The following is a 25,814-nucleotide window of genomic DNA, read 5'->3' on the forward strand; positions in this document are numbered from 1 at the left end:
GAGTTTGAAAGATGAGCGGTTCTTCCGATTATACACCCCCGAAGGTCTGGACCTGGAACAAGGCGAATGGCGGCCAATTCGCCAGCATCAACCGCCCGATCTCGGGACCGACGCATGACAAGGAGCTTCCTGTCGGCCGGCATCCGCTGCAGCTCTATTCGCTCGGAACGCCGAACGGCCAGAAGGTCACGATCATGCTCGAAGAACTGCTGGCCCTTGGCCATGAAGGTGCGGAGTATGACGCCTGGCTGATCAAGATCGGCGATGGCGATCAGTTCGGCAGCGGCTTCGTCGCGGTCAATCCCAATTCCAAGATACCGGCGCTGATGGACCGCAGCGGGCCAAAGCCGATCCGTGTCTTCGAATCCGGTGCGATCCTGACCTACCTCGCCGAAAAATTCGGCGCTTTCCTGCCGACCGAGCCGAGCGCGCGGGCCGAATGCCTGTCCTGGCTGTTCTGGCAGATGGGAAGCGCGCCTTATCTCGGCGGCGGCTTCGGCCATTTCTACGCCTATGCGCCGACGAAGATCGAATATGCGATCGACCGCTTCGCCATGGAAGTGAAGCGTCAGCTCGACGTGCTCGATCGTCGCCTGGCCGAAAGCGAGTATCTGGCAGGCAGCGAATATACAATTGCCGATATTGCCGTATGGCCCTGGTATGGCGGGTTGGTGAAGGGCTGGGCCTACGGTGCGGCCGAGTTTCTGCAGGTCGAGGACTATAAGAACGTGCTGCGCTGGGCCGACGCCATCTACAGCAGGCCGGCCGTGCAACGCGGCCGGATGGTCAACCGCCTCTCCGGCGAGCCATCGAGCCAGTTGCACGAGCGCCACGACGCCAGCGACTTCGACACCAGGACGCAGGACAAGCTCGCCGCCGCCGAGTAAGCAAGCGGCCCCAGCCACGTGTCACAGCAATAAATGACGCTCCGCCGCCTTTACGGCGACGGAGCGTCTACATACTGCCCGAACTCAGTTCTTGACCGTGTCTTCCAGGAAGAAGCGGCCAAGCGGGTTCTGGTAGAAGTTCTCGATATTCTTGCGCGAGACGTTGATATAGGGGCTGTAATAGAGGTCGATCCAGTTGACGTCGTCCTTGGCCATCTTTTGCAGATCGACATACATTTGTTCGCGCTTCTTCGGATCGAGCTCGAGACGGGCCTTGGCGACCAGTTCCTTCACCTCCTCGTTTTTGTAGTTGGTCAGATAGTTGTTATTGGAATCGTGACCGAGAACGAAAGTCGTCTTCTGGTCCGGATCGAGAATGTCGTTCGTCCAGTAGTTGACCGAGATGTCGTAATCACCGGCAACCGTCATATCCCATTCCTGGCTTGGATCGACCTTCTGCAGGTTCGCCGTGATGCCGGCCTTGGCAAGCTGTTGCTGGACAAGCACTGCCGTCTGCTCGTCCACTTCGTCGCCGGCGCGGATGAGATAGTTCAGCGTCAAGTTGGAGACACCGGCATCCGCCAGCAGCTTCTTGGCCTTCTCAGGGTCGTAGGGGCGCTGCAGGTTATCGGCGTAATGATAGAGCGCACCCTTTGGAATATAAGAGTTGGCGACTGTGCCCTGGCCAAAGGTGACGGCCTCGACGATCGCCTTCTTGTCGATCGCCATATCGAGCGCCTGGCGCACTTCCTTTTTGCCGAGATCGCCATGCGCATGGTTGATCAGGAGATGATCCTCGCGGGTCGAAGCGTCGATATCGACGTTGAGGTTCGGGTCTTTCTTCAACTCCTCGACGCGAGAAAAGGGAACGAAGATTGCCGTATCCAGCTCGCCGGCCTGAACGTTCAGCATGCGGGTATTGTCGTCAGGCACCGAGATCCACTCGACACCGTCGAGCTTCACCCGGTCCGCCTGCCAGAAATTCGGGTTCTTCTTCAGGATAACGCGGTCACCGCGCCGCCATTCCTCGACGGTGAAGGCGCCAGATGCGATCGGCTTTTCGCCATAGGCATCGGGACCAAGTGATTCCATGCCCTTCTTGGAGATGACCGAGGCATTCGGCAGCGCCAGCGTCGAAAGGAACGGCGCGGACTGGTTCTTGAGCTTGATCGTCAGCGTGTGCGCGTCGGTCGCCACGGCCGTGTCGATCACCTTGTAGGAATCGCTCCAGAGCGAGGCAGCGTCATCGCGGATGCGCAGCAGGCTGTAGGCCGCGTCTTCCGCCGTCAGCGGCGAACCGTCCGAGAATTTTGCATCGCGGATCTTGAACGTGTAGGTCAGCCCGTCATCCGACGTGGTCCAGCTTTCGGCAAGACCCGGCTCCAGTTTCGTGCCTGTCTTGTCGACGCGGATCAGCACGTCGTAGACGTTGGAGAACACCCAGTTGTCGATGTTCTGGGCAGTCTTGATCGGATCGAATGTCGTCGAATCCTCGCGGCGGCCGATGGTGAGTACACCGGCGGCCTCGGCATAGCTTGCGCTGAGCGTCAGACCGGCGAGCAAAGCTGCAAGCCCGATTGATTTCCACCTGTTTGTCATGAGTTCGTTCCCTTCGTTGTTATGGCATGCGTTTGATTGATTGAAACGGCATCGAATGCGGATCGTCCTTGCCGTCGGCGCCTTGCAGTAGCCGCTTGTCAGGATCGATGTCGGGAATGGCGGCGATCAGCGCCGCCGTATAGGGATGTTTCGGCCGCGCGAAGACTTCTTCGGAGCGACCTTCCTCGACGATCTCGCCGCGATACATCACGACGACGCGTTCGCAGAGATTGCGGACGATTGCGAGGTCATGGGCAATGAAGATCAGCGTGAGGTTCATCTTCGCCGTGAGATCGCGGAAGAGCTCGATGATCTGCGCCTGGATGGTGACGTCGAGGGCCGCCACGCATTCGTCGGCGATGATCAGCTTCGGATCGACAGCGAGGGCTCGGGCGATGCCGGCGCGCTGGCACTGGCCGCCGCTCATGCTACGCGGTTTGCGGCCGGCGAATTCACGTTGGAGGCCGACGAGATCGAGCAGTTCGCCGATTCGAACAGGGATATCGGCCTTGGCGACCTTGCCCTGCACCTTCAGCACCTCGGCCAGCATCTGGCCGATCGTCAGCCGCGGATTGAGCGCATTATAGGGGTCCTGGAAGACCATCGCCGCCTCGCGCCTGAGCTTTGCCAGGCCGGCACTCTTCTGCAGCGCCAGTTCAACGCCGTCGAAGGTGACGTGACCTGAGGAAAGCGGCGTGAGACCGAGCACGGCGCGGGCAAGCGTGCTCTTGCCGCTGCCGGATTCGCCGACGATGCCGACCGTCTCGCCCGGCATGATCTGCAGGCTGACGCCGGCAACGGCGCTGACCGTCTTGGCACTGCCCCTGAGCAGCGCGCCGCCGGCTCTGAAGCGCACATGGAGATCGTCGATTTCGAGCAACGGTCTCGCCGGGTTGCTGGCTTCGGCAAGCTCGGGCAACGGCGCTGATATCGCGCCCGGCAGGGAAGGGTGGCTGTTGATCAGGTTGATCGTATAGGGATGCTGCGGCCGCGCCAGGATCGTCCGCTTCGGCCCCTCTTCGAGCAGCTTGCCGCCGCGCAGCACGGCGATGCGGTCGCAAGTCTGGGCGACGATACCGAGATCGTGGGTGATCAGAATGATCGACAGGCCGCGCCGGTCGCGAATGTCGATCAACAGCCGCAGGATCTGCGCCTGGATGGTCACGTCGAGCGCCGTCGTCGGCTCGTCGGCGATCAGGATCTTCGGATTGCAGGACAGCGCCACGCCGATCATCGCCCGCTGCCGCATACCACCGGAAAATTCGTGCGGATAACTATCGTACTGGCGTTTCGGATCGGGGAAGCCGACCTGCGCCAGGATTTCCGTCGCTGCGGCGCGGGCCTCGCGGGTGCCGAGGCCCTGATGGTAGCGGATGCCCTCGGCAATCTGGTCGCCGATCCGCATGACAGGATCAAGATGGCTGGTCGGGTTCTGGAAGATCATGCCGATCTCGCCGCCGCGCACTTTCAGCATCTCGCTATCGTCGATCCGCATGAGGTCGCGCCCTTCGAGCAGCACGCTACCGCTTTCGATCTTCAGCAGCGAGGAGGGCAGCAGGCGCACCAGGGAACGGCAGAACAGGCTCTTGCCCGAGCCGCTCTCGCCGACGAGACCGAGGATCTCGCCCTTGCCGAGGTCGAGCGACACCGCATCGAGTAGCGTGCGCCGGCCGGAATCGACATGTGCCCTGACGGTGAGATCACGGACGGACAGCACGGAGCCGCTCATTCGTGCACCCCCAGCAGTTCGCCGAGCGCGTCACCCAGCATGCTGAAGCCGAAGGCCAGGCAAACGATGGAGAGGCCGGGAAACAGCGTGATCCACCATGCGGTGGTAATGAAGCTCTGTCCTTCCGCGACCATGACGCCCCATTCGGCAATCGGCGGCTGGACGCCGAGGCCGAGATAGCTGACGGCAGCGCCGCTGAGCAACACCAGCGTCGCATCGGACATCGAAAAGACGATCGAGCCGGCGATCGCGTTCGGCAGCAGGTGGCGGAACATGATGCGCGGGCGGCTGAAGCCGAGGCTGACGGCGGCAACGGCATAGTCGCTGCCCTTCAGCACCAGCATCTGCGCCCGGATCAGCCGCGCATAGGAGACCCAGCCGACCAGCGCCATGGCGATGTAGAAGCTGCCGAGGCCGGGGCCGAGGATCGCGATGATCGACAGCATCAGCACCAGGAAGGGGAAGGCGAGGATGATATCGACAAGACGCATGAACAGCGCATCGACGATCCCGCCGAAGAAGCCGGCGATCGTGCCGACCGTCGTGCCGATCAGGAAGGGGAAGATGACGCCGATCAGCGCCATCTGCAGGTCGAGGCGCGCGCCCCAGATAACGCGGGAGAGGATATCGCGGCCGAAATTGTCGGTGCCGAAGGGATGCAACAGCGAAGGCGCCTGCAGGCGCACCTCGGCATTCTGCATGATCGGGTCGTAAGGCGCGACGATGGGCGCGCCGATCGCCAGCAGGACGAAGAACAGCAGCAGGCCGGCACTGAGCACAAGCATCGGCCGCCGGCCGAAGAACCGGCGCCAGCCGGGGGAGGCGGGGGCGATCGCCTCGATGCTCATAGCTTCACCCTCGGATCGACGGCGACAGTGACGATGTCGGCGATGAAGTTGATGAGCACGGTGGCGCAGGCAAAGACCATGGCGACGCCTTGGACCACCATGTAGTCGCGTGAGAAGATCGCCCTGACGAGCAGCTGTCCCATGCCGGGCAGCGCAAAGACGCTCTCGACCACCACCGTGCCGCCGATCAGCCAGCCAATATTGACGGCAAGCAGGTTGATGGTCGGCACCAGCGAATTCGGCAGGACATGCCGCCAGAAGACGATCCCCTCCGGCATGCCGCGGGCGCGCGCCGCCGTCGCGACATCCGATTTCAACTGCTCAATCATCGCCGCCCGCAGGCTGCGCGTCAGCACGGTCGAGAGCGACAGCGCGACCGTCAGGCTCGGCAGCACGAGATGCGACAGCTTTTCGCCGATCGTCGCACCATAACCCGAGACCGGCAGCACGCCGAGTTCGACGCTGAAGAGGATGATCAGCATCAGTCCCAGCCAGAAGGGCGGAAAACCGATGCCGAAGGTCGAGACGATGCGCACCGCATGATCCGGCGCCCGACCGGCATTGCGCGCGGCGATCGCCGACATCGGCACCGCGATCAGGACCGACAGCACGACGCTGGAGACGACGAGGGCGAGCGTCGGCTCGATGCGGGTGACGATCAGCTTCAGCACGTCGATCTTGTAGAGGATCGACTTGCCCATCTCGCCATTGGCGAGGTTCTTGAGGAAATAGACATATTGCAGCCACATCGGCTGGTCGAGGCCGTACTGGGCGCGAATGCTGGCGAGAGCCGCCGGCGTCGCGCGCGTGCCGAGGATGTTGCGTGCGGGATCGCCGGGGATCAGCCGGACCAGAATGAACGTGATGACGCTGATGCCGAAGATGACGGGCAGGAACTGCAGCGGTCGCGTCAGAACGAATTTATAGCGATGCATGTCGGCGATCGCCCCTTTGTCTTCGTCTGGTTCGGTCGGCTTCCTGTTGCATCAGCCTGCCTCGTGCCGGGCGAGAAAATCGAGAAGCGCCGGATAATAATCCTGCGGGTTCTCATAGAACGGCATGTGGCTGGCATTGGCAAATACCTTCAGCTCGGCATTCGGCAACGCAAGCTTCATCCTGAGCGCACAGGCCGGCGTCAACTCGTCATGCTCTCCCGTCGTGATGAGCACCGGCAGCGTCAGCCGCGGCAGATCGGGGATGCGGTTCCAGTCCTTGAGGTTGCCGACATAGAGAAACTCGTTCGGTCCCTGCATCGTCTCGTAGGGCGCCATATTCCAATCGTCGAGCGAGCGGCGCACCGGCGCCGGCCATTCCGGCAGACGGCAGACGTGGCGATAGTTGAGGATGGTGACGGCCGCGAGATATTCCGGATGATTGTAGGTGCCTTGCGCCTCGTGCTTCTGCATCATCGCCACGGTTTCAGGGCCGAGTGCCGCGCGCAGCCGTTCCAGTTCCAGCATCAGATGCGGCATGTCGGCGACGGTATCTTCGAGGATCAGCGTCCTGAGGTTTTCGGGATAGGTCAGCGCATATTCGATCGCCAGCCAGCCGCCCCAGGAATGGCCGAGCAAGTGGACCTTGCCGAGCCCCAGCGCCTTGCGCACCGTCTCCGTCTCCTCGACATAACGGCCGATCGTCCAGAGCGTGAGATCGTCCGGCCGGTCGGAGGCACCGGTGCCGAGTTGATCGAAGGCGACGACGCGATAGCCCTTGTCGACCAGACAGGAATGCGCTTCGCGCAGATAATCGCAGGGCAGGCCCGGCCCGCCGTTCAGGCAGAAAACCGTCTCGTTGCCAGTCCCGAAGCTATAGGCAACGACGCGATAGCCATCGACATCGATCTCAAATCGTTCGTCCGGCTGTATTTCACGCCACATTGATCGCTCCGGCAGAAGATTTCGCTTGCTCAATATTTGGGCACGGCTAAATTTTTACCTTAAACCGCATTCAGTGCCAGCTATAAGAAGTGATAGGGTGGGCCGCAATGCCGAACCCCGGGAGCTGCCCATGCTTGACGACCCCATTCTTGACGACATCGGAACGATCAGACGGCAGTTTACAGCGCACGAAACGCTGGACGGCCGGATCGATCAGGCCTTCGAGGCGATGAAGCAGATCGGCTTCGAGGCGCTGATCTACGATTATACACCGGTGCCTTACGATCTCGACGGCGCGATCATGATACCATCGCTGCTGAAGCTGCGGAATATTTCAGACGACATGCACGACTACTGGTTCAATCGCGGCTATTTCCGTATCGATCCGGTGCAGCAGGTGGCGCTGCGCACCTCTGCGCCCTTTTTCTGGAACTATGACCCGGACGCCGACACGCTGATCAACCGTTTCATGACCGACGACACCGCGCCGGTGACGCGCTATTTGAGCGAACGCGATATGTCGACCGGCGTCACCGTTCCGGTTCATATGCCACGCGGCGACTATGCCACCGTCACCGGCATCCGCTTCGGCCGGAACAAAGATTTCGAACGGCACGCACTGCGCTATATCGCCGACTTCAACCTGCTTGCCCATGTTTTCCATGAGACCGCCTATTCGCTTTTCGACACGCGGGCGAAGAGCGTCGGCACGATCCGCCTGACCGAGCGGGAACGTGAATGCCTGCGCCATTCGGCGGAAGGCTACTCCGCCAAGGAAATTTCCCGCATCATCGACCGTTCCGTACCGACTGTCGTGATGCATCTGAACGCCGCGACAAAGAAACTCGGCGCCCGCAACCGCACCCAGGCCGTGGTGCGCGCCACCCATTATCGCCTGCTCGAAGACCGGCCGACCCATAATTGGCCACCCTATAACTTGTGATAGCTGCCTTCACCGTCGCCGCCGCGTTATGATTTTTTTCATGACGCCAAGAGATGGAGACGCCCGTGGGCGAAGTCACGACCAACGAAGCCTATTTGCCCTTTCGCGACTATCGCACCTGGTATCGCGTCACCGGCTCGCTGGAGAGCAGCAAGCTGCCTCTCGTCGTCGCCCATGGCGGGCCCGGCTGCACCCATGATTATGTCGATTCCTTCAAGGATATCGCCGCCCTCGACGGCCGACCGGTCATCCATTACGACCAGCTCGGCAATGGCAATTCCACCCGACTTCCGGAAAAGAGCCCGGATTTCTGGACGGTCGACCTGTTCCTCGAGGAGCTCGACGCACTGCTTTCCCATCTCGGCATCCAGCAACACTATGCCTTCCTCGGCCAGTCCTGGGGCGGCATGCTCGGCGCCGAACATGCGGTGCGCCGACCGCAAGGCCTGAAGGCGCTTGTCATCGCCAACTCACCGGCCAACATGCACACCTGGGTTTCGGAGGCGAACCGGCTGAGGCAGGAATTGCCGAAGGAGGTGCAGGACACGTTGCTGAAGCATGAGCTGGCGGGAAGCCTCACCGATCCGGAATATATCGCTGCCTCGCGCGCTTTCTATGACCGCCATGTCTGCCGTGTGGTGCCGTGGCCGCCGGAGGTGGCGCGGACCTTTGCGATCATGGACGAGGACAACACCGTCTACCGCAACATGAACGGCCCGACGGAATTTCACGTCATCGGCACCATGAAGGACTGGACGATCGAGAACAGGCTGGACCGCATCGAAGCCCCGACGCTGCTGATCTCGGGAAAATACGACGAGGCGACGCCCCTGGTGGTAAGGCCTTATCTCGAACGCGTTCCCGGCTGCGAATGGGTGCTCTTCGAAAATTCCAGCCACATGCCGCATGTCGAGGAAAAGCAGCTTTGCCTGGCGACCGTTTCCGGTTTCCTGTCCCGGCACGATTGAGGAAGGGGCCGTTTATCGGCGAACCAGCCATTTCTTAGCAACACGGCAAGCCATCGTGTAGGCCGGATCGAAGACGTTGCCGACGTCGTAACGCACCACCTGGCCGAGCAGATGGCTGGCCGCCGTCCTGTCCAGGCCATAATCTGCCGCCAGCCAGTTCAACATTTCGCTGGTCGCGTGCTGGAGCGCCTGATCGAGGGGCCGGGCGTTGCCGATGGTGAAGATGTCTTCGGCCGTTTCTCCGCGCGGCCAGACCAGTCCGGCCTTCTTTTCCACCGTCAGCCGTACCGTAACCTCGAACGTCGTCTCGACGCCGGTTCCGACGATCTCGCCATCCCCTTGCACGGCATGGCAGTCGCCGAGAAAGAACAGGGCGCCGGGGGCCGCTATCGGGAAACGGACCGTGGTCCCGGGGCCGAACAGCCGATAATCCATGTTGCCGCCATATTCGCCGCTGGTCGCGGTCGATATCGCCTGGCCGAGGCTGGGCGCTACGCCGAAACAGCCGATCATCGGGGCAAGAGGCAGAACGAAATTTTCAAGACCTGCAACCTGCTCGGAAAGCCGGACGGTCAGGGCTTCACGGTCGATCGCCCAGATCGCGATATCGCGCGGCGGCAGGTCGCGAACCGCCTCGGGATCGACCACATTGGCGGCGACGACGCTGCGGGTAAAACCCGTGTCCCTGGTCGGGATCATGCTTATGATCTCGACCTTAAGCGCATCCCCGGGCTCGGCACCTTCCACGAAGATCGGGCCGTTCATCGGATTGGGGCCGGATGCCTGCTTGACGCCGTCCTTGCCATGCCCGGCGGCATCGAGCGTCTCGGTGACGACGGTATCGCCGTCGGCGATGTGCAGGGCTGGCGAAAGTGAGCCTATGACATTGTGAAAGCTCGTCGGAATGAAGCGGTGAGTGGTCATGAGAATATGGCTCTGGCTCGTTTCGAATGTCATGAGCCTGCGGCTGAACTGCCCGGCGGAGAGAGTTGCAGACTAGATCAGAGATTGCCGGCAATGCCAATATCCGCGGCACTACGCAATTCCGGGGGCCGATGGGCAGGCTGTCGACAGGAGTGGCACTAGGGGCGTCTTTACGATCGCGGCAACTGCATAGGGGAATCCAACACCCATATTCAGCCCGGTGGCGGCGCTCTTGCCGCAACGCTCGAAAGGGCGCTCGGCCACGAGTCGTGTTTTGCATAGGAAGATCATTCAGGCGATGGCCGAAACGCGATACCATAATCACGACTTTGGGCGCCTTGCCCACCTTCCTTTCAAACAGATAGGCAATCATGACCAATATCGAGCAGATGCAGGAACAGCGACTTGAAGCGCTCCGACTGACGAAGTCGGGATCACCGAAGCTGCCGTCCAATCCGTTTTTTGGCGTCGGTCCGATCACGGATGCGACCACCGACGAGGTGGATAGCCGCCTGCGGCGCATCGCTTTCGATAGATGGATCGAGAAGACCTATCGCAAGTTCGACGACAAGGGCAACGACATCGGCGGCTTCACCACCGCCGAAATTTCCCGCAGCATGCACCGCGGCTACCCGGCGGATGAAATTCTGACCGACATGATGCGGGCGATCCACCGCTATTTCCACTTCCCGAAGGCGAACCGGATGGCTGTGGGACTCGGCGGCGGTCACAGCGGCTATACCGTCTGCGTCCAGCACCTGATGAACGCCAACGACGCCTCCCAGCGCGTCTACGTCGATACGCCGCGCCCGGAAAGCGATCCGGCCCGCGCGGCAGGCTTCTTCCGTCAGTCCTGGGCCACACAATTGATCGAGATGCAGCGCTTCGCCGAAAAAGGCTGCGAGAGCCGCATTCATTTTGCCGCCTCCGAGGGCGTGATCCCGACGGCCGCCGAGCTTTCCGCTCTTGGCGTGTCGATCTTCGTCGGCGTCGGCCACGAGACAACCGGCGCCAATGCCTATACCAGCCGCGAGATCCACGAGCTGCTGAACTGGATCGATGGCGATCCGGCAACCCGCCATGCAGTGTTCGACGCGACGTCGATGCTGGGCGCCATGCCTTGGGAGCCCGAGCTGGTCGATGCCGTGATGGCGAAATGCTGCTTGTTCATGCCGTTCCAGAAGGCGATCGGCGGGGTGTCGGGGTATTTCGTCGCCTCCTTCACGCCGCATGCTTTGGCGCTCGTTGAGAAAAACCAGCAGGATCCGTCCTGGGCGATCCCGCGCCAGCTCAAGATCGCGCCGCCGATCGATGCCCGGCAGCCGCTTTCAGCCAAGCGATCCGTGGATGCCGGGCCGTTTTACGATGCCGCGGAAGACCGCATGCTCGGCGGCGTCATCAGCACCTACAGCGCGCATGCCTTTGCCGAAACCACCTTCGGCCTCCTGCAGTCCGAGGCGCGGGTCGGCTCGGTGGTCGAGCTCAACAAGCGGTCTGCGGCCAATCGGGCGGTGATCGACGACTGGGTCGCGTCGCACCCGCTGTTTTCGCTGACCGTCACCGATGCCGAGCGGCGCGGCGCGGCGGTGACGCTGCTAAAGGTGGAGGACGCCGGCATCACCGATCCTGCGATCCATGCCCGCATTATCACGCGTTCGAAGCAACTGCTCGGCTATGAGGGCTTTACCCATCCGAACGGCGCGTTCGAGCCCGGCCTCGATGCGGCGCGCTACGTCAACGCATTCCCGGGAACGCCCGGCGACTACCGCGCCTGGGTCGGCGGCATCCGCGAGCCGGCCGATATCGTCGCGCTGCTGGAAAACCTGCAATATGCCTATCTGCGCGCCAAGATCGTCGTGATCGAGGAGGAACTGGCAAAGCAGGGCGTCACGTTCGCGGCGCCTGCGAAGGCCGGCGCGATGGTCCGCAAGGACGATCCGGAACACGCCTATACGGTGCTGATCGCCGATCTGGTCGGCCTGCGCCTCGGCGCCGATGGGGAGCCCGACGACAGCGAGATCAGGACCTATGTCGCGGAAAAGGGCGGCGTCTTCCATGCCGGCCCGATCGACGACAGGGCGGCGCTGGAAAAGGGCCGCATCCATTTCTTCTACCAGCCAAATCTCAGCACCGAGGCCGAAATCCTGCCGCAGACGGACAAGGGCCAGTATGACGCGCTGATCGCGGCGGCGACCTTCATCCCGAAGGCTTGCGTCTTCCCGTTCGGCGGCGTGCGCATCGGCGCGGGTACCGGCAATATGGGCTCGGCCTCCTGGGGCGGCGGCAACGGCGAGGGCGGCGAGGCGCCTTTGATGAACACGCCCGGCATCAACAGCCGGGCGACCGCCCAGATGGCGGTGAAGGCGATCCTCAAGGTTGTTCCCGACCTGCCCGTCGACAGGCTGCACCAGATGGTCGCCAACGGCGACTTTGATACCGGGCGCCAGCTCAAGGATTTCCCGACCGCCAAGCTGGAGGGCCGGAAAATCGCCATTCTCGGCTACGGCAATATCGGCCGCGAAGTCGCCAAGCTCGCCAAGGCTTTCGGCATGAAGGTGGCGATCTACGCGCGCCAGCATCACCAAGGCTGGATCGAGTCGGAAGGCTTCGATTACGCCGCAAGTCCGGTCGAAGCGGCGACCGGCGCCGACGTGCTCTCCGTCCATATCGGCCTCGGCCGGCTGGATGCTGCGACAGGCGTTTACTCCAACGCAGGGGTGGTCGACACGCAGGTTCTCGGCGCGATGAACGATGGTGCGGTGCTGGTCAACTACGACCGGGGCGAGGTCGTCGATGCGGCCGCGCTCGACCAGGCGCTGTCATCAGCAAAGATTGCCCATGCGGCAGTCGACGCCGATCTCTTCAAGGATGCAGCGACCGGCAAGCTCAGCGGACCGATGGTTCCCTATCTGCCGCTCGAAGAGCGCCATAAGGGCAAGCTGGAACTGCTGCCGCACGCCGCCGCCGATACCGACCATCCATCTCGGGTAACCGGCGCCAAGCAGGCGGTCGATCAGATCTTCGATGTCATCCGCTTCAAGTCGGTCACCAATCTGAAGGGCGATCTGCCGGAAGGGTACGTCTCGGCGGGCGGCCGCACACCGGCCGGAATCGGCAGGGTGACGAAGCGGGTGGTCAGCGAGGTCTGCGGCAATTCGGAACTGCTGGACGAATTGCGGCGGACCTCGGAAAAGGTCGCAGCGATCGTCGGCGCGCTCTCCGTTGTCGCCGATCCGAGCCACCGCGACCGGATCATCGATCGCTATACCGGTCTGCTGGCCGAAAATGCCGGCCGGCAGCGGGCGCTTCTCGAGCAGCTTGGCCTCTACGGACCGGCGGCGGAGTAAGCCGCGGTGACGCCCGCCGCTCTTTTCTGACCGCGCCGCGCGCGGCCTCGCTCCTCTGCGGCCTGCAGCCCGGCCGAATTTACGCAGGACAAACTGCTAATTTTTTCCGTCGGATGTAACGATCAGCGACCCGCGCGCGAATTATCTGCTGTGACTGGACTTCCTACCTCTTCCCGGTCACTTGCAACATGCCTTGCGCAAACTGCTCACGACGCACCAGGGCTCTTGCAGGCTTCTCATGATAAACACCGGTGATACTTCTTCATGCGCCAATACCCCCTCGCTGCTCTCCTCCTCATCGCCGCCATGCCTCTTGCTGTTTCTTCCGCAATGCTCTGCGGAGCGCAGACTGCTTGTCCGGTCAGGGAGGGAAACTATCGGATCGAGTTGCCGCAAGATGGCGACATTCGCGGCGTCTTTGTCTATTTCCATGGTTTCAAAAGCTCCGCCAGGTTGCAGATGCAGCAGCGTTCCCTGGTAGAGATGACGCTCGCGCATCATCTGGCCTATGTAGCCGTCGATGGCATCGACGGGAGTTGGTCTTTTCCCCACGGTCCCAACCAGGGTCGCGATGAAAAGGCGTTCATCACGAATGTCTTTGATGACCTGCGGCAACGCTACGGTTTTACCCCGGACCGGACGGTGATCGGTGGTTTTTCCATCGGCGCATCGATGGCTTGGTACACCGCCTGTGAACAGGGGGAGAAAACCGCGGCGATGGTGACGTTCTCCGGCGTGTTCTGGAATCCTCTTCCGAAACGGGAGGACTGTGTTGCCGATCTTCCTCCAATGGTCCATTTTCATGGAACCGCGGATCAGACATTTCCGCTCGCCGGTCGGGCGATTGGCACCAAATTCCATCAGGGCGATGCGCTCGAAAGTTTGGCCATTCTGCGTGAGCGCGCCAGATGCGACAACAAGGCTGCGAAGAAAGTCACGCTGGATAATATCGAGTGCGACGATGTACCGGACTGCATTCGGGGCGACAGTATCATGTGCATCCACAACGGTGGCCACGAGGCCCGGTCCGATATGCTTGATGCTGGCCTGACAGCGGTGGGTTTTCCCAAGTGAGCCGGGCTGAAAAAAAACGAAGATCCTTTGTAACAACCGCCTGCATTCCTACGAATTGGTAGGCAGCGAGGTCGCAAACCTGATCCGGTGCGATGCTGGCGGATCGTTCGGCGATGACAAGGGAACACCCTCATGCTGCAATCAATCACATGTCCAAATATCGGCCATGCTATCGTTCATCACTTCGGAGAAGGCGCGGCCGTCTGGGGGCAGACGATTACTCCGAGCATTGCTCATCTGGTTCAGGCGCAGCGGGAGTTGGCGATCGATTATTCCCGGATACGCCCCGGGATTGTGTTCGAGACCGTCTCGAGCGTTGCGATGCTTCCCCATGTCATCGATGGATCCACGTTTCGCGTGCACGTCGAAAGCACGGCGTTTCGCCGCACCGTTGTTCGGCGCGAAGCGGCGGTGGAAGCCTTCGTTCGCTGCGATGCAGGCGCCGGATGCACTCTTAAGCTTTGGGGCCGTGTCGCGACGGAAAGCCCATCGCAGCAATCGGATCAACTGGCAGCTATCGATCACAAAGTTGCCGCCACCCTACCTGTGATTTTCACCGTGACATTCTGGGAGATATCGCGCGCGCCTGACGCTCGCATGGAGCAGATGCTCAAGGAAGTGTCCGACAAGGACCGCAAAATACGGGAGTTGGAAGCGAAGGTGGCGCTCTCGATGTGTCCGCAATGAACTCATGTTCAGACAGACGCGTACGCAGCCGTAGAATTGATTGTTCCATACGAGGGAGTTTACCATGCAGAATTCAGACAGCCCGACGATAAAGAATGAGGCGGCGCCGCGCTGGCGTCAAATCGGACTATGGAGCGTCAAGCTTATCCTTGCTGCGGCCTTCATCGCCGCCGGCAGCGCTAACCTCTACGGCCTGCCGATGTTGGTTCAGAACTTCGAGCAGATCGGGCTCGGGCAGTGGTTTCGGTATTTCACCGGAATACTCGAACTGATCGGCGCGGGCGCGATACTCGTCCCGGCTGTGGCTTCGCTCGGTGCGCTTCTGCTCGCCGCGATCATGGTCGGCGCCACCTTGACCCATCTCTTCGTGCTGCCGGGCTCGCCCGTCCCCGCGATCGTGCTCTTCGCGCTGAGCATGATGGTAGCCTGGGCGCATCGCGACCAGAACGCGGCGCTGGCCAGCAAGATCCTGGTCGACCGCGACTGAGAACACGAAAGTCGTCAACGCCCTCCTTCTTCACGTTTCGAGGCTCATGTCATGTCACGGCGCCGACGGCACCTCGCTGGAATTGAACACCCAGACCAGTATTGCGCCGCGCCCGTCGAACGGCATAGGGGAGCGGATCGAACTTATAAACGGGGAGGCTATGATCAACAGGGGAATGGAGCTGGCGCAAGCGCTCACGGTCATCGCGAGCGATGGCAGCATGAACGCCAGGTTCAATGTGTCGCAAAGTGTGCCGCCCGCGACGAAAAAAGGCGGCGCTTTCGTTCAACAGAAGGATAACACCATGACGATCTCACTACGCCCCATTCTGCCGCTTGCAGCGGCTCTCACGCTTTCCTTCGCCTCTGTCGGCTATGCCGCCGAGATTTTTACGACGAATGGTGTGGCCATCAACGGCTATGATCCGGTCGCCTATTTCACCAACCACAGGCCGGTGAAAGGGTCGGACAAATATATGGCAACCTACAAAGGGGCGACGTTCCACTTTGCATCCGCCGCACATCGCGATGCATTCGCCGCCAACCCCAGGCGTTTTGCTCCGCAGTATGGCGGCTACTGTGCCTTTGGAACGGCGCAAGGCCACAAGGCGTCGACCGAACCCCAAGCCTTTACCGTGGTCGATAACAAGCTCTACCTCAACTACAATGACAGCGTCCTCAAAACCTGGAGGCAGGACGTCAGCGGGTATATCAAAAAGGCCGAGGCAAACTGGGAAAAGGTCAAGGTACAGCCTGATCCGTAAATCCCGATGCCGACATGAATCACCTATCCGCCCCGTTGCGGATAGGGGCCTTTTCAAGTTGACGACGGCGACGCCTGCCGAGCCGAGCAAAGAGAGCGCCAAGCTCAGCGCGGTCGCGAAAACAGTGCGTCAGAAACGAGATGACAAACAAACGCTCGCCCTCAACTTTGTCGGTACGTCGCCCTTGTCATCGGCAAGACGACCCATTTCGGCGTCCTTGGCAAAAACCATTTGGGCGATGCGATCAAGCGACAGTTTAAGTCCGGCGGGCAGCTTCGAGCATCGTGAGTTCGCGAAGGATGGCGTCCTTATCCTGATCGACATGTGGAGGCGCCCGATCGAAACGAACCGGGGTTGCGGACATTTTGAGCGGGTTGCCGAGCAGGCGGACGATTTGTCCGTCCACTGTTTCCATGGGCATGATCATTTCACGCGCCAAGGTATGCAGATTGGCCACGACCTGATCGATCGTGGCGACCCGGCCTGCAGGGATTTCGGCATGGACAAGGCGCTGCTCCCAGCTTTCGGCGGTGTCGGCTCGTAGAGCCTCGGTCACAAGCCGGTCCAGTGCATCGACATTCACAACGCGATCACGGTTGCGGCGAAACCGCTCGTCGCCCGCCAGATCGGGACAGCCGATCGCCGTACAGAAGCGGGCGAACTGCTGATCGTTTCCGACTGCGATGGCGATTTCGCCAGCAGCCGTTGCGAAAGTCTGGTAGGGGGCGATGTTGGGATGCCGGTTGCCGATCCGCCCTGGCACCTTTCCCGAAACCAGATGGTTCGTCGCGGCATTGATAAGCCAGGCAACTTGCGTGTCATAAAGCGCCAGATCGATATACTGGCCTTCGCCCGTGCGGTCGCGATGGCGCAGAGCAGCGAGGATGCCGACGGTCGCATACATGCCGCACATCACGTCGGCGATGCCAAGGCCGACCTTGAGGGGCCGGCCACCGGCCGTATCGCTTTCGCCGGTGATGCTCATGATACCGCCCATCGCCTGGACGAGAAAATCATAGCCGGTTCTCTCGGCATAGGGTCCGGTCTGGCCGAAACCGGATATCGCACACCAGACGATATCCGGCTTGATCTTGCGGATATCCTCATAGCCGAGTCCGCGGCGGTCGAGATCGCCCGGCTTGTAGTTTTCGATCACCACGTCCGAGACAGCCGCCAGCCGCTCGACAAGCGCAACACCTTCATCGCTGGCGAGATCGATGGCTATCGATCGCTTGTTGCGGTTGGCGGACAGGAAATAGGCGCTGAGATCACTGTCGCCGCCATCGGCATCCGGCACGAAGGGCGGTCCCCAGCTGCGCGTGTCGTCGCCAGTATCGGGCCGCTCGACCTTGATGACATCGGCGCCGAGATCGGCGAGCAGCTGCGTGCAGGTCGGTCCGGCGAGAATCCGCGACAGGTCGAGGATGCGCAGACCGCCCAGGCTGGTGGGTTTTTGATGGTCAGACATTAGGGATTCTCACGATTTCCAGGGGGAACTCTTGAACCAGCGTACGAGATAGGCGGTTCCTACAAGCACGCCGAAGCCAATCAGGTTTCCAATTGCCTCTGCCGAAGTGGTGCGACCGGCATGATCAAGCGCAATACCGATCGGCTGCGCAATCACGATACCGGTGATGAAGACGGCGAGCGATTGCTGGCCAACCACCGTCAGAACGCGCACGGCAGGGCCGCGCAGCCGGGAGCCTTTCTTGCCGACGAGATGTACGGCGATGTAGCAGAGCGCCATGAAATGAACGAAGCGCAGCAGTCCGAAGTCGGTCTTGTCGGTGAGGGGGAAAAGCGTGGTAGCGGCCATTTGGAAGGCTGGATGCGCATCTTGGAACCGTACCCAGGCAAAAGGCACAGTCAGGATCACGACGGCAATCGCGAGCGCCATCAACCTGCGATCGAAGCCGGGGGCTGGAAGGCTGCCGCGCATCAGGAAGAAACCAGTGAAAAACAGCAACTGCCACCCCAAGGGGTTAAAGAACCACGGACGATCCGACCAGGGCTCGGCGGGCAGCCCCGTGAAGCCGAACTGCGTCGCCAGCCACAATGCTGCCATGAGCGCAAACGGCAGGAATCGCTGGACTTTCGACGCGAAGATCATCACCGGCATCAGCGCCAGGATGACGATGTACATCGGCAGGATATCGAAATAATTCGGCACGTAAGTCAGCGTCAGCAAACCGACGAGGAGGTTGCCGGGGTCCTCCATGAAGGGCACGAGGTTCAGGCTGTCGACATAGGTGACGCCGTCATAACGGGTTCCGGCAACAACCATGATGGCGGCGACAACGATAAAGACAGCAATATGGGCCCAGAAGATCTGCCAGATCCGCTGTGCAACGCGGGCGATGAGGGCAAGTGCACCGTTGCGGTCGAAGGTCGAGCCGAAGGCGATGGCCGAGGCCATTCCGGACTGGAAGACGAACATTTCCGTGGCGTCGGAGAAACCGAAGCGCGCCGGAATCCACAACGCCCATCCGTTGTTTGGGATATGGGCCAAAAGAATAATCAGCATGCCGACGCCACGGAAAAAGTCGAGCCGCGGATCACGGGGGGGCTTGACCTTCTGAGGGGCTGAACCTGTCGCCTGGTTGGCCTCAGAAGGCGCCGTCGTAGGCGCTTGCATCGAATTTGCAGGCGATGAGGGTGAAGCCTTCGCGCTCGCGGGCTGCCTCAAGCTCGTTACGGAAGTCATCACAATTCTCCACATTGAAACCATAACCGCCGAAACCTCGCGCGACGGCGGCAAAGTCAGTTTCGCCGAGCGTGACGCCGGCAGATTTCAGACCGGCGGATGCCTGCTTCAGAGCAATCAACGCCAGGCTGCGATCCTGAAAAAGCACGATGGTGATAGGCAGATTAAGATCGCGTAGCGTAGCTAATTCGCCGATTCCCATCTCAAGACCGCCGTCGCCCATCACGGCGAAAACCGGACGTGATGGATCGGCGACCTTGGCCCCGATCGCAAGCGGCAAGGCCGCGTTCATGGTGCAAAAGCCCGCCGATTGCAGCAATGACATGGCCCGTGGCGCAACCCATTTTTGCGACAGGAGAATGCGATGCGCTCCGCTGTCGACTGTGACGATTGCTTCCTGACCGGCGACGGCATTGAGGATCTCGGTAATTGCGTGCGGTCCCCAACTGCCATTGCTCGCGAATAAACGGACAAGTTCGTTTTTCACGGCGGCGGGTTCGCCAGCCGTCCAGGTCTTGTGCCCCGCGTGAATATCGGCCAGCGCCAGTAGATAGGATCGAGGTGCAGCCTGGATTCTGGTTCCGGCATGATGCATGCCGTGGTCCGGGGCAGTATCGGAAATCTCCACAAGCTTTGCTGGATCTCCGACGAAATCCAGCCAGCCGAGCCGCATTTCGATTGGGTCGTACCCAATCAACAGGACCAGATCCGAATCCCGGACCAGGTTCAGAAGAATTTGATCCGCCAGCGGTGACAATCCGGCCGCACCAAGCGACAGTCGGTGGCTCTCGGGAATGATGCCCTTGGCCTTATAGGTTGTGATAACCGGTGCGCCAATTTTTTCGATCAAGTGCTGGAGTGCCGGACCGGCGTGATCTCGCACGGCGTCAAGACCAGCGATAAAAAGCGGTCGTTGCGCCCGGCCAAGCCTTTCGGACAGTGTGTGAACGGCCGGATCCGTCATTGTCACCGAAGGCTTCAGAAGCTTCGGAGGCGAAATGACGTTCAAGGCTGGCGACACCGCGGCAGCAGTCGCCGGAGACAGGTCAAGATGGACGGGACCCATCGGCTCCGTCATGGCAAGCGCGAGGGCACGAGCGACCGCGGAAGCAGCGCTCTCGGGCTCGATTTCGAAAGAAGCTTTGACCAACGGTCGGAGCAACTGGGCATGGTCGATCACCTGATGGGTGTAACGCGCACGGGTCGGACGGTCGACAATGCCGGATATGACGATCAAAGGGACGCGCTCCTGGGCAGCGTCGGCAATGCCGTTGACCGCATTGGCAAGGCCCGGGCCCACGGTCGTCACGAGAAGTTCCGGGTTTTGCGTCATCGCGCTCGCGCCTGCCGCCATGATCGCCGCCGCGGTTTCATGGCGTGCAAGGTGAAAGGCGATGCCTGAGGCCTCTAGGCCGTCTATCAGCGTGACCACTTCTCCGCCCGGCATACCAAAGGCATGACGGACGCCATGGGCATGAAGCGTCCTGGCGACGATGTCGGCAACTCTCGGCGTTACGAAGCTTTCAGCGGTCACTATCAATCTCTCGAATCTGATGAAATGGGAAGCTCAACGCACATTGGTAACTGAAACCTTACACGGTTGGAAAAACTGCCCGGTGGCTCACGGAACCGGGCAGGCCTAGTCCCACAACGGGTCTAACGTTCGATGCGGCGGACGACGAACGCGACAACCGTACCAAACAGAATGTGGCCGATCAGCGATGCCCAGGTGAGAGTAACAAAACCGAGAAACGCCGGTTGGCCGCCAAACAGGTGTGCCATGACGTAAAGGGCGAAGATCCAAAGACCGATGCCGAAGCCGATACCCGTCAATAGCAGTGGCAGCTTGGGGACGATCAGCCGCTGCAACGGCCGGGCGATGAACAGGTAGCCGATCGGATAGAAAACGATACCCACGATCGCGTGGATCGCTTCGGCCAGCAACAAATTGTTGAACCCGAACACCGATTGAACGAGAGCAGCTGGCTCCAGCGGTCCGCCAACCCACAGCGGCGTGATCAGCCGTGCCCAGATTTCCCAGGTAATATTCGCGGCAAGTCCGGAAAGAATAATCGTCCGGCCGAGGCTCGGTTGAATTTCAGGGAAGATGCTTGTCTTTTGGATTTCCATCATAGACATCGTGTTTTCCTTCTTTGAGGTGAGATCAGGCAGGCAAACTCATGCCAACCGAATGTTCGATAGATTTGAACAATCGGTCGTCGGCCTTCAGCTGTTGGCGAATCTGGCCGATACGCGAGACACCGACATTATTGCCATCGCTCGCCATCGCTCTGGCGAGCGCGAGCACGAAGAAGTCGCGCTGTGCGTTGCTGCCGCCGATCTTCGGCAGGTTCGCCACCATGCGTTCGAGCATGTGGCGGTCAGCCGGAGCATGGAGACCGGTGAGAATGTGCGCCATCGGCACGCCGATCTCGGCGGCGACGCGGCCCTGGTCATCCATACGAAGCGCTTTGGCTTCGATATGCGATACAAGCTCCACTGCTCCATCGCGGTCGCCAACGGCAACCATGGCGGCAAGATTGTGCAGAGCTGCAAAAATCAAGGTCGTGTCCGCCTTTCGACGATGGGCTATCTCTGCCAGATCTGTCCAGCGATCACCGACATGAACTCCCGATTGCTCCATCCGCCATAGAAGCGAGACGGCATTCGCCATGTCTCGGAAATCGTCGGTTTGCTGTGGGCGAACGTCGTCGTCGTAGATCTGCAGCACCCGATCATGATCGCCGCGTTCCAAGTGTAGCAGACCGAGATGCCAGGCCATATGAAAGGAGAAATTGTTGCAGCGTGACCAAGCCTTGCGGCTGGCCTCGAGCCAGTCAATACCTTCTGCCGTATCGCCACGCATCTCGAAGACATGCGAGACGGCGTGAAGGCCCCAGGAATCATCGGGCTGCAGAGCAACCGCAAGCTGCCCCGCGGCAAGCGCCTCGGCATACCGACCATGCTCTTCAAGCGAAAACGCGTGGCAACCAAGAACAAAGCCCCTCGCCGTTGTGCCGGTGTCAAGGCGAGCGACTGCACGCGTGCTGGCCCGCAGCATGCCGCGGGCATCTCCAAGCATGAAACGCAGCGCCTGCGAAATCTTAAAAGGGAGGAACGTTACCGACCGATCCTCGAAACCGTCGTCGAGAATATCTGCCGCACGCGAAAACGAGCCTTCGACGGCGGCCTCCAATGCTTTCGCAAGGGTGCGCTCGTCACCGGTTCCTCCGCCTCTGACAACCAGCGCTGCCTTCGCATCGACGAGTGCCTTGACAGCAGGTTCGTCGAGCTCCGACCGCGCCAATATCAGATTTGCAAAGCCCTTCAGCGCATGGCCGGCAACGTGATGGGGGTCGGCTGCCAATGTCGACTGGATGGCCACGCCAGTACTTGGCCGATGCGCCGCCAGACCAAAAACGGCATTCTCGAATGCCCGTTGTGCCTCGTTGCTGTCAGTGCTGGTCATGAGACCGTAAGCATCGCGCTTCATTCGTTTGCTCCTTCAGGAGGACGCCAAATAGAACCCTGAAGATCCCATTACCCTTCGTCCGACAGAGACCTTTACGGTCGCGTCAGGTAGTTCGTTACAGCTGGTCCTGAATTTTTCGCAGCCGCATCAATATTTCTGGGCGTCGCATGGCGGGCAGGAATTTTTTTAAAACATGTGTAACAAAACGATGTGCTGCCGCGAATTACGGACGAGCCTTTACGGGCGCCTCAACTCGAAAGGGCGGGACCATCATGAGTGAAGCAACCCGAACAAGCACCGTTGTCATGGTTACGGGCGCAGCAGGAAACCTTGGAAACGCCGTCGTCAGGGAGCTTGCGGCGAACGGTACGCGGCTTGTCTGTGTCGAGCACAATTCGGAAGCCTTGGAAAAATTGGCAGATAGTCTGCCCGACAGCAGCGAAATCCTGCTGATCGGCGGCATGGATCTCGCCGATTTGACGTCATGCCAGGAGGCGGTCGAAAAAACGCTCGCGAGATTTGGCCGGCTCGACGCGCTCGCAAATACCGTCGGCGGCTTCCGGACAGGACCGGTCGACGAGACGGGCGTACACCAGTGGGATCAGTTGTTTCACATGAACGCCAGAACCGCTTATGCAATTAGTGCGGCGGTCCTGAAACCGATGCAGCAGGCAGGCTACGGCCGCATCGTCCACGTCGCGGCAGCGCCGGGACTAAAGGCCGGCGCCAATCAAGCCGCCTATGCAGCATCGAAAGGGGCGGTGATGCGGCTTACCGAAGCGATCGCCGCGGAAAACCGCGATAAGCGCATTGCGGCCAACTGTATTTTGCCGGGCACGATCGACACGCCGCAAAACCGCTCGGCGATGCCGAATGCGAAGATGGACAACTGGGTTCAGCCAACGGATATCGCCAAGCTCATAGGTTTCCTCGTTTCGCCTGCAGCAGGCATCGTCACCGGTGCGGCCATACCGGCAACCGGCCGCATCTGAGGGTCCCATGGTTTCGGTGTCCGATCCCGTCTCCGCAGGATTGACGCTTTGGGCCGGCATCGGTCTTGCTGTCGCTGTCGCCTTTCTGCTGTTCGGATTCGACAAGGTCGATCCGGGAGCACGGGACGCTTATGCGGTCCGCCCGCTCCTTATCCCCGGGCTCGTTCTCCTCTGGCCGCTGGTCGTCTGGCGGTGGATCAGACTTTCCGGGGGAGAACCGTAGCATGCAGCGTCGTCATCGTCGTGCCCACGCAGTGATATGGACAGGCATAGCGGTCGTTCTCCCGATCATGCTTGTCGTCATCTTCGCGAGCGTTCCGAAGCTGCCGGCCGATGCACCGGCTGTGCGCCTTGAAGCCGTTGAAGCGCCGGGGGATAGCCACCCGTGAGCGTATCCTACAAGCCGGTCATCTGGAACAAGACCAAGATCATCTATGACGCGGTCATGCTGGCCGGGATCTTCCTCTACATCCTCATTTTCCTGCGGATCGGCCCAGTCATGTCCTCTGCGCTCCGGGATACCGACCTGCCGATCCAGCGGATGCGTGCCTTTGGGTCTCTGGCCCTGCTGATGCTGACCATCCTCCTCGCAATCGGGCCACTGGCGCGGATCGATGCCCGTTTCGTTCCGCTCCTCTACAATCGCCGCCATTTTGGCGTGATGACCGCGTTCATCGCAGCCACGCACGCCTACTATGTGCTCGGATGGTATTTCTCCTTTAGTCCAACACCACAGCTCACGGCGCTCTTCACCAGCAATACCAGCTTCACGAGCATCGCCGGCTTTCCTTTCGAACTCTTCGGCGTCTTCGCGCTCGTCATTCTGGCGGTCCTTGCGGTAACGAGCCACGATTTCTGGCTTTCCTTCCTGACGCCGCCGGTGTGGAAGGCGATCCACATGAGCGTCTACTTCGCCTACGCTGCGGTCATCCTGCATGTGGCGCTCGGCGCTCTGATTGATCGCCGGGATCTTGCTTTGGCATTTTTGCCGCTCGGCGGATTGGCTACACTGTGCGTCCTGCACCTTGTCGCAGGTCGGCGGGAGACATCGGCTGACGCGGCTGCGGCGCGAAAGGCCACCGAGGCGCCTTGGGTGATCGTCGGCGATGTCAGCGAGATTGCCGAAGGCAGGGCGATCATCGGGGTGGCACCGGGCGGCGAGCGCATCGCCGTCTTCCGTTCAAAGGGTGGTCTTTCAGCCGTATCCAATATCTGCTCGCACCAGAACGGCCCCATCGGCGAAGGCAAGGTCGTCATCGGCTTTATCACCTGCCCCTGGCATGGCTATCAGTATCGCCCCGAGGACGGTTGTTCGCCACCGCCGTTCCGGGAGCGGATCCGCAAATATCGCCTTCGCCTGGAGGGATCGAGCATTCTGGTTGATCCGGAACCTTTGCCTCTTGGCACAAAGCTGGAGCCGTTGACCATCCCCGCGAAGTTGCTTCCCGCGGCTGCGGCGCCGAAGAATGGAGGAACAGTTTGATGCTGAGGCCCGTCGAACGCGGATTTTTTGTCGGTTACTTCAAGAAAGTCCCAGCCGATGTCAGGGTGCTGATGATCGGGTTCATCGTGTTCTTCATTGCCGCCATGGCGACGACTTCAGCGTTGCTGTCCCTTAATACCGAAAGTCCAGGCGCCGGCAGCTATGCCGATGAGCTCTCCGGCGAGCATTTGATCGGCACCATGGAGGTAAAGCCCTATCCGATTCTTCGTGTTCCCTCCGACGGCAAAAAGCCCGCGCGCGCTGTCATGCTGGCGGGCTCGGGCAAGCTCGGGGTGGACGACATGGCGCTGCCACTTGCGGGCAAAACCGCACAGGCAGGTGGCATCTTCGTTAAGCGTGGAGACCTGGTCATGCTGCTGATCGGCGGCGAAGACGACCTGAAAGCAGCCGATCCGCGGATGCCGGCCCTGCCGGTCACGTCCGTGCCGGACAATCTCGGTCGGTGGCGTTTGACGGGCGAGATCTGTGATGGAAAATGCAGTGCTGGCGCCATGAAGCCGGGGACGGGCCTCGCGCACAAGGCCTGCGCCAATCTCTGTATTTCTGGAGGTGTTCCACCCGTCTTCGTTTCCACTGCACCCGTGGACGGCCACATCTTCTTTCTTCTCGCTTCCCAAGACGGAGGACCGATGCCGGCGGCCTTGCTCGACAAGACCGGTTTACCGGTGGTGCTTGAAGGTAATATCGAACGCCGCGACGATCTGCTGATTTTCAAGATCGACAGTTTTCGCGAGGTGGCTGGAGCATGACCCAGAATGGGAGAGGCTTCTGGCGCCATCTGTTCGGCCTTTTGCTGGCGCTGATTGCTACCATCGTGATCGTCCTCGCATGGCAGTATGGTCTGGACTATTTGAGCGGCACCCCGTTCGAAGAACTGCGCTACGTGATCTTCGGGGTTGCCGTTATCGGACTGCTCTCCGCCCTTAACAGCCTGACGCTGAGATTGATGAAGTAGAAAGCAGTCAAAGGTTGAACCACACAGGGTTGAATTTTAGACCGAATGTTCTAA

Annotated in this window: 25 protein-coding genes; 14 read left to right on the plus strand and 11 right to left on the minus strand. The window is 60.7% G+C overall.

Translation table 11 applies throughout. From position 1 onward, the window contains the following. The first annotated feature begins 11 nt into the window (after nt 1–11). Nucleotides 12–887: a glutathione-dependent disulfide-bond oxidoreductase gene (gene yghU, locus OLZ32_RS26475; protein WP_017992352.1), complete on the plus strand. Its 876-nt coding sequence runs from the start codon at nt 12–14 to the stop codon at nt 885–887. An 84-nt stretch (nt 888–971) separates the two neighbouring features. Here the strand turns inward: yghU and OLZ32_RS26480 are convergent, their stop codons facing one another. Genes OLZ32_RS26480 through OLZ32_RS26500 form a run of 5 tightly spaced genes read right to left on the minus strand, consistent with a single transcriptional unit; the run spans nt 972 to nt 6,940 of the window. Then, nucleotides 972–2,486 carry an ABC transporter substrate-binding protein gene (locus tag OLZ32_RS26480; RefSeq protein ID WP_017992353.1) on the minus strand — a complete coding sequence of 505 codons (1,515 nt, stop codon included), beginning with the start codon at nt 2,484–2,486 and terminating at the stop codon, nt 972–974. A 19-nt stretch (nt 2,487–2,505) separates the two neighbouring features. Further along, nucleotides 2,506–4,215 (minus strand): dipeptide ABC transporter ATP-binding protein, encoded by a 1,710-nt coding sequence (locus OLZ32_RS26485; protein ID WP_264398526.1) that lies wholly within the window; start codon nt 4,213–4,215, stop codon nt 2,506–2,508. Next, nucleotides 4,212–5,063 (minus strand): ABC transporter permease, encoded by an 852-nt coding sequence (locus OLZ32_RS26490; protein ID WP_003549355.1) that lies wholly within the window; start codon nt 5,061–5,063, stop codon nt 4,212–4,214. Before OLZ32_RS26490 ends, OLZ32_RS26485 begins: the two co-directional genes overlap by 4 nt. Beyond that, nucleotides 5,060–5,998, minus strand: a complete 939-nt coding sequence (locus OLZ32_RS26495; protein WP_003549356.1) for an ABC transporter permease — start codon at nt 5,996–5,998, stop codon at nt 5,060–5,062. The genes OLZ32_RS26490 and OLZ32_RS26495 overlap by 4 nt, the downstream gene beginning before the upstream one ends. 51 nt (nt 5,999–6,049) lie before the next feature. Further along, nucleotides 6,050–6,940, minus strand: a complete 891-nt coding sequence (locus OLZ32_RS26500; protein ID WP_264423518.1) for a proline iminopeptidase-family hydrolase — start codon at nt 6,938–6,940, stop codon at nt 6,050–6,052. A 130-nt stretch (nt 6,941–7,070) separates the two neighbouring features. Between OLZ32_RS26500 and OLZ32_RS26505 the strand changes: the two genes are divergently transcribed. Together OLZ32_RS26505 and OLZ32_RS26510 are read left to right on the plus strand one after the other, a co-directional pair. Beyond that, nucleotides 7,071–7,883 (plus strand): helix-turn-helix transcriptional regulator, encoded by an 813-nt coding sequence (locus tag OLZ32_RS26505; protein ID WP_003549358.1) that lies wholly within the window; start codon nt 7,071–7,073, stop codon nt 7,881–7,883. Between the two features lie 65 nt (nt 7,884–7,948). Next, on the plus strand, nt 7,949–8,851 hold the full coding sequence (locus OLZ32_RS26510) for a proline iminopeptidase-family hydrolase (protein WP_264398528.1): 903 nt from the start codon (nt 7,949–7,951) through the stop codon (nt 8,849–8,851). A gap of 12 nt (nt 8,852–8,863) precedes the next feature. Here OLZ32_RS26510 and OLZ32_RS26515 read toward each other — a convergent pair whose 3' ends face one another. Then, a complete protein-coding gene (locus tag OLZ32_RS26515) occupies nt 8,864–9,775 on the minus strand; it encodes an acetamidase/formamidase family protein (protein ID WP_264398529.1) in 912 nt (303 codons plus the stop codon). 371 nt (nt 9,776–10,146) lie between these two features. Here OLZ32_RS26515 and OLZ32_RS26520 point away from each other — a divergent pair, with 371 nt between their 5' ends. The 5 genes from OLZ32_RS26520 to OLZ32_RS26540 all read left to right on the plus strand — a co-directional run bounded on the left by OLZ32_RS26520 (nt 10,147) and on the right by OLZ32_RS26540 (nt 16,133). Next, complete coding sequence (locus OLZ32_RS26520; RefSeq protein ID WP_264398530.1) at nt 10,147–13,122, plus strand: NAD(P)-dependent oxidoreductase; 2,976 nt, start codon at nt 10,147–10,149, stop codon at nt 13,120–13,122. Nucleotides 13,123–13,386: 264 nt separating this feature from the next. Further along, the gene (locus OLZ32_RS26525; protein WP_264398531.1) at nt 13,387–14,196 is read left to right on the plus strand and encodes an alpha/beta hydrolase family esterase; all 810 of its coding nucleotides are present in this window, start codon (nt 13,387–13,389) and stop codon (nt 14,194–14,196) included. Between the two features lie 132 nt (nt 14,197–14,328). Further along, nucleotides 14,329–14,883, plus strand: coding sequence for a hypothetical protein (locus OLZ32_RS26530; RefSeq protein ID WP_264398532.1), 555 nt, complete (start codon nt 14,329–14,331; stop codon nt 14,881–14,883). A gap of 64 nt (nt 14,884–14,947) precedes the next feature. Next, the gene (locus tag OLZ32_RS26535) at nt 14,948–15,370 is read left to right on the plus strand and encodes a DoxX family protein (RefSeq protein WP_017992362.1); all 423 of its coding nucleotides are present in this window, start codon (nt 14,948–14,950) and stop codon (nt 15,368–15,370) included. 82 nt (nt 15,371–15,452) lie between these two features. Further along, nucleotides 15,453–16,133, plus strand: coding sequence for a YHS domain-containing (seleno)protein (locus tag OLZ32_RS26540; protein WP_264398534.1), 681 nt, complete (start codon nt 15,453–15,455; stop codon nt 16,131–16,133). 256 nt (nt 16,134–16,389) lie between these two features. Here the strand turns inward: OLZ32_RS26540 and OLZ32_RS26545 are convergent, their stop codons facing one another. From OLZ32_RS26545 to OLZ32_RS26565, 5 genes are all read right to left on the minus strand, one after another. After that, nucleotides 16,390–17,601, minus strand: coding sequence for a CaiB/BaiF CoA transferase family protein (locus OLZ32_RS26545; RefSeq protein WP_264398535.1), 1,212 nt, complete (start codon nt 17,599–17,601; stop codon nt 16,390–16,392). 9 nt (nt 17,602–17,610) lie between these two features. Next, nucleotides 17,611–18,768 carry an OpgC family protein gene (locus tag OLZ32_RS26550; RefSeq protein ID WP_319641138.1) on the minus strand — a complete coding sequence of 386 codons (1,158 nt, stop codon included), beginning with the start codon at nt 18,766–18,768 and terminating at the stop codon, nt 17,611–17,613. After that, complete coding sequence (locus tag OLZ32_RS26555; protein WP_017992365.1) at nt 18,740–20,371, minus strand: thiamine pyrophosphate-binding protein; 1,632 nt, start codon at nt 20,369–20,371, stop codon at nt 18,740–18,742. Before OLZ32_RS26555 ends, OLZ32_RS26550 begins: the two co-directional genes overlap by 29 nt. Before the next feature lie 122 nt (nt 20,372–20,493). Continuing rightward, entirely contained in the window at nt 20,494–20,976 is a 483-nt protein-coding gene (locus tag OLZ32_RS26560) for a hypothetical protein (RefSeq protein WP_164055120.1), read from the minus strand. 25 nt (nt 20,977–21,001) lie between these two features. After that, nucleotides 21,002–22,330: a tetratricopeptide repeat protein gene (locus OLZ32_RS26565; RefSeq protein WP_003549375.1), complete on the minus strand. Its 1,329-nt coding sequence runs from the start codon at nt 22,328–22,330 to the stop codon at nt 21,002–21,004. 251 nt (nt 22,331–22,581) lie between these two features. On the opposite strand from OLZ32_RS26565, the gene OLZ32_RS26570 reads away from it, so the two are divergent. Genes OLZ32_RS26570 through OLZ32_RS26595 form a run of 6 tightly spaced genes read left to right on the plus strand, consistent with a single transcriptional unit; the run spans nt 22,582 to nt 25,760 of the window. After that, on the plus strand, nt 22,582–23,301 hold the full coding sequence (locus tag OLZ32_RS26570) for an SDR family NAD(P)-dependent oxidoreductase (RefSeq protein WP_264398536.1): 720 nt from the start codon (nt 22,582–22,584) through the stop codon (nt 23,299–23,301). A 7-nt stretch (nt 23,302–23,308) separates the two neighbouring features. Further along, the gene (locus OLZ32_RS26575; RefSeq protein WP_003549378.1) at nt 23,309–23,524 is read left to right on the plus strand and encodes a hypothetical protein; all 216 of its coding nucleotides are present in this window, start codon (nt 23,309–23,311) and stop codon (nt 23,522–23,524) included. A 1-nt stretch (nt 23,525) separates the two neighbouring features. Next, nucleotides 23,526–23,690 (plus strand): hypothetical protein, encoded by a 165-nt coding sequence (locus OLZ32_RS26580; protein WP_003549380.1) that lies wholly within the window; start codon nt 23,526–23,528, stop codon nt 23,688–23,690. Then, nucleotides 23,687–24,784, plus strand: coding sequence for a Rieske 2Fe-2S domain-containing protein (locus OLZ32_RS26585; protein WP_264423522.1), 1,098 nt, complete (start codon nt 23,687–23,689; stop codon nt 24,782–24,784). The genes OLZ32_RS26580 and OLZ32_RS26585 overlap by 4 nt, the downstream gene beginning before the upstream one ends. Continuing rightward, on the plus strand, nt 24,784–25,554 hold the full coding sequence (locus OLZ32_RS26590; RefSeq protein WP_264398538.1) for a hypothetical protein: 771 nt from the start codon (nt 24,784–24,786) through the stop codon (nt 25,552–25,554). The genes OLZ32_RS26585 and OLZ32_RS26590 overlap by 1 nt, the downstream gene beginning before the upstream one ends. Next, the gene (locus OLZ32_RS26595; protein ID WP_003549385.1) at nt 25,551–25,760 is read left to right on the plus strand and encodes a hypothetical protein; all 210 of its coding nucleotides are present in this window, start codon (nt 25,551–25,553) and stop codon (nt 25,758–25,760) included. Before OLZ32_RS26590 ends, OLZ32_RS26595 begins: the two co-directional genes overlap by 4 nt. Nucleotides 25,761–25,814: the final 54 nt, after the last annotated feature.

The organism is Rhizobium acaciae (genome assembly GCF_025941625.1).
Lineage (GTDB): Bacteria > Pseudomonadota > Alphaproteobacteria > Rhizobiales > Rhizobiaceae > Rhizobium > Rhizobium acaciae.

Coding starts and splice junctions, on each gene's coding strand:
- OLZ32_RS26535 (WP_017992362.1), top strand. CDS start 14,948: ATGCAGAATTCAGACAGCCCGACGATAAAGAATGAGGCGGCGCCGCGC.
- OLZ32_RS26560 (WP_164055120.1), bottom strand. CDS start 20,976: ATGTCTATGATGGAAATCCAAAAGACAAGCATCTTCCCTGAAATTCAA.
- OLZ32_RS26485 (WP_264398526.1), bottom strand. CDS start 4,215: ATGAGCGGCTCCGTGCTGTCCGTCCGTGATCTCACCGTCAGGGCACAT.
- OLZ32_RS26520 (WP_264398530.1), top strand. CDS start 10,147: ATGACCAATATCGAGCAGATGCAGGAACAGCGACTTGAAGCGCTCCGA.
- OLZ32_RS26500 (WP_264423518.1), bottom strand. CDS start 6,940: ATGTGGCGTGAAATACAGCCGGACGAACGATTTGAGATCGATGTCGAT.
- OLZ32_RS26490 (WP_003549355.1), bottom strand. CDS start 5,063: ATGAGCATCGAGGCGATCGCCCCCGCCTCCCCCGGCTGGCGCCGGTTC.
- OLZ32_RS26590 (WP_264398538.1), top strand. CDS start 24,784: ATGCTGAGGCCCGTCGAACGCGGATTTTTTGTCGGTTACTTCAAGAAA.
- OLZ32_RS26495 (WP_003549356.1), bottom strand. CDS start 5,998: ATGCATCGCTATAAATTCGTTCTGACGCGACCGCTGCAGTTCCTGCCC.
- OLZ32_RS26565 (WP_003549375.1), bottom strand. CDS start 22,330: ATGAAGCGCGATGCTTACGGTCTCATGACCAGCACTGACAGCAACGAG.
- OLZ32_RS26570 (WP_264398536.1), top strand. CDS start 22,582: ATGAGTGAAGCAACCCGAACAAGCACCGTTGTCATGGTTACGGGCGCA.
- OLZ32_RS26545 (WP_264398535.1), bottom strand. CDS start 17,601: ATGTCTGACCATCAAAAACCCACCAGCCTGGGCGGTCTGCGCATCCTC.
- OLZ32_RS26575 (WP_003549378.1), top strand. CDS start 23,309: ATGGTTTCGGTGTCCGATCCCGTCTCCGCAGGATTGACGCTTTGGGCC.
- OLZ32_RS26595 (WP_003549385.1), top strand. CDS start 25,551: ATGACCCAGAATGGGAGAGGCTTCTGGCGCCATCTGTTCGGCCTTTTG.
- OLZ32_RS26525 (WP_264398531.1), top strand. CDS start 13,387: ATGCGCCAATACCCCCTCGCTGCTCTCCTCCTCATCGCCGCCATGCCT.
- yghU (WP_017992352.1), top strand. CDS start 12: ATGAGCGGTTCTTCCGATTATACACCCCCGAAGGTCTGGACCTGGAAC.
- OLZ32_RS26505 (WP_003549358.1), top strand. CDS start 7,071: ATGCTTGACGACCCCATTCTTGACGACATCGGAACGATCAGACGGCAG.
- OLZ32_RS26530 (WP_264398532.1), top strand. CDS start 14,329: ATGCTGCAATCAATCACATGTCCAAATATCGGCCATGCTATCGTTCAT.
- OLZ32_RS26580 (WP_003549380.1), top strand. CDS start 23,526: ATGCAGCGTCGTCATCGTCGTGCCCACGCAGTGATATGGACAGGCATA.
- OLZ32_RS26515 (WP_264398529.1), bottom strand. CDS start 9,775: ATGACCACTCACCGCTTCATTCCGACGAGCTTTCACAATGTCATAGGC.
- OLZ32_RS26550 (WP_319641138.1), bottom strand. CDS start 18,768: ATGCAAGCGCCTACGACGGCGCCTTCTGAGGCCAACCAGGCGACAGGT.
- OLZ32_RS26480 (WP_017992353.1), bottom strand. CDS start 2,486: ATGACAAACAGGTGGAAATCAATCGGGCTTGCAGCTTTGCTCGCCGGT.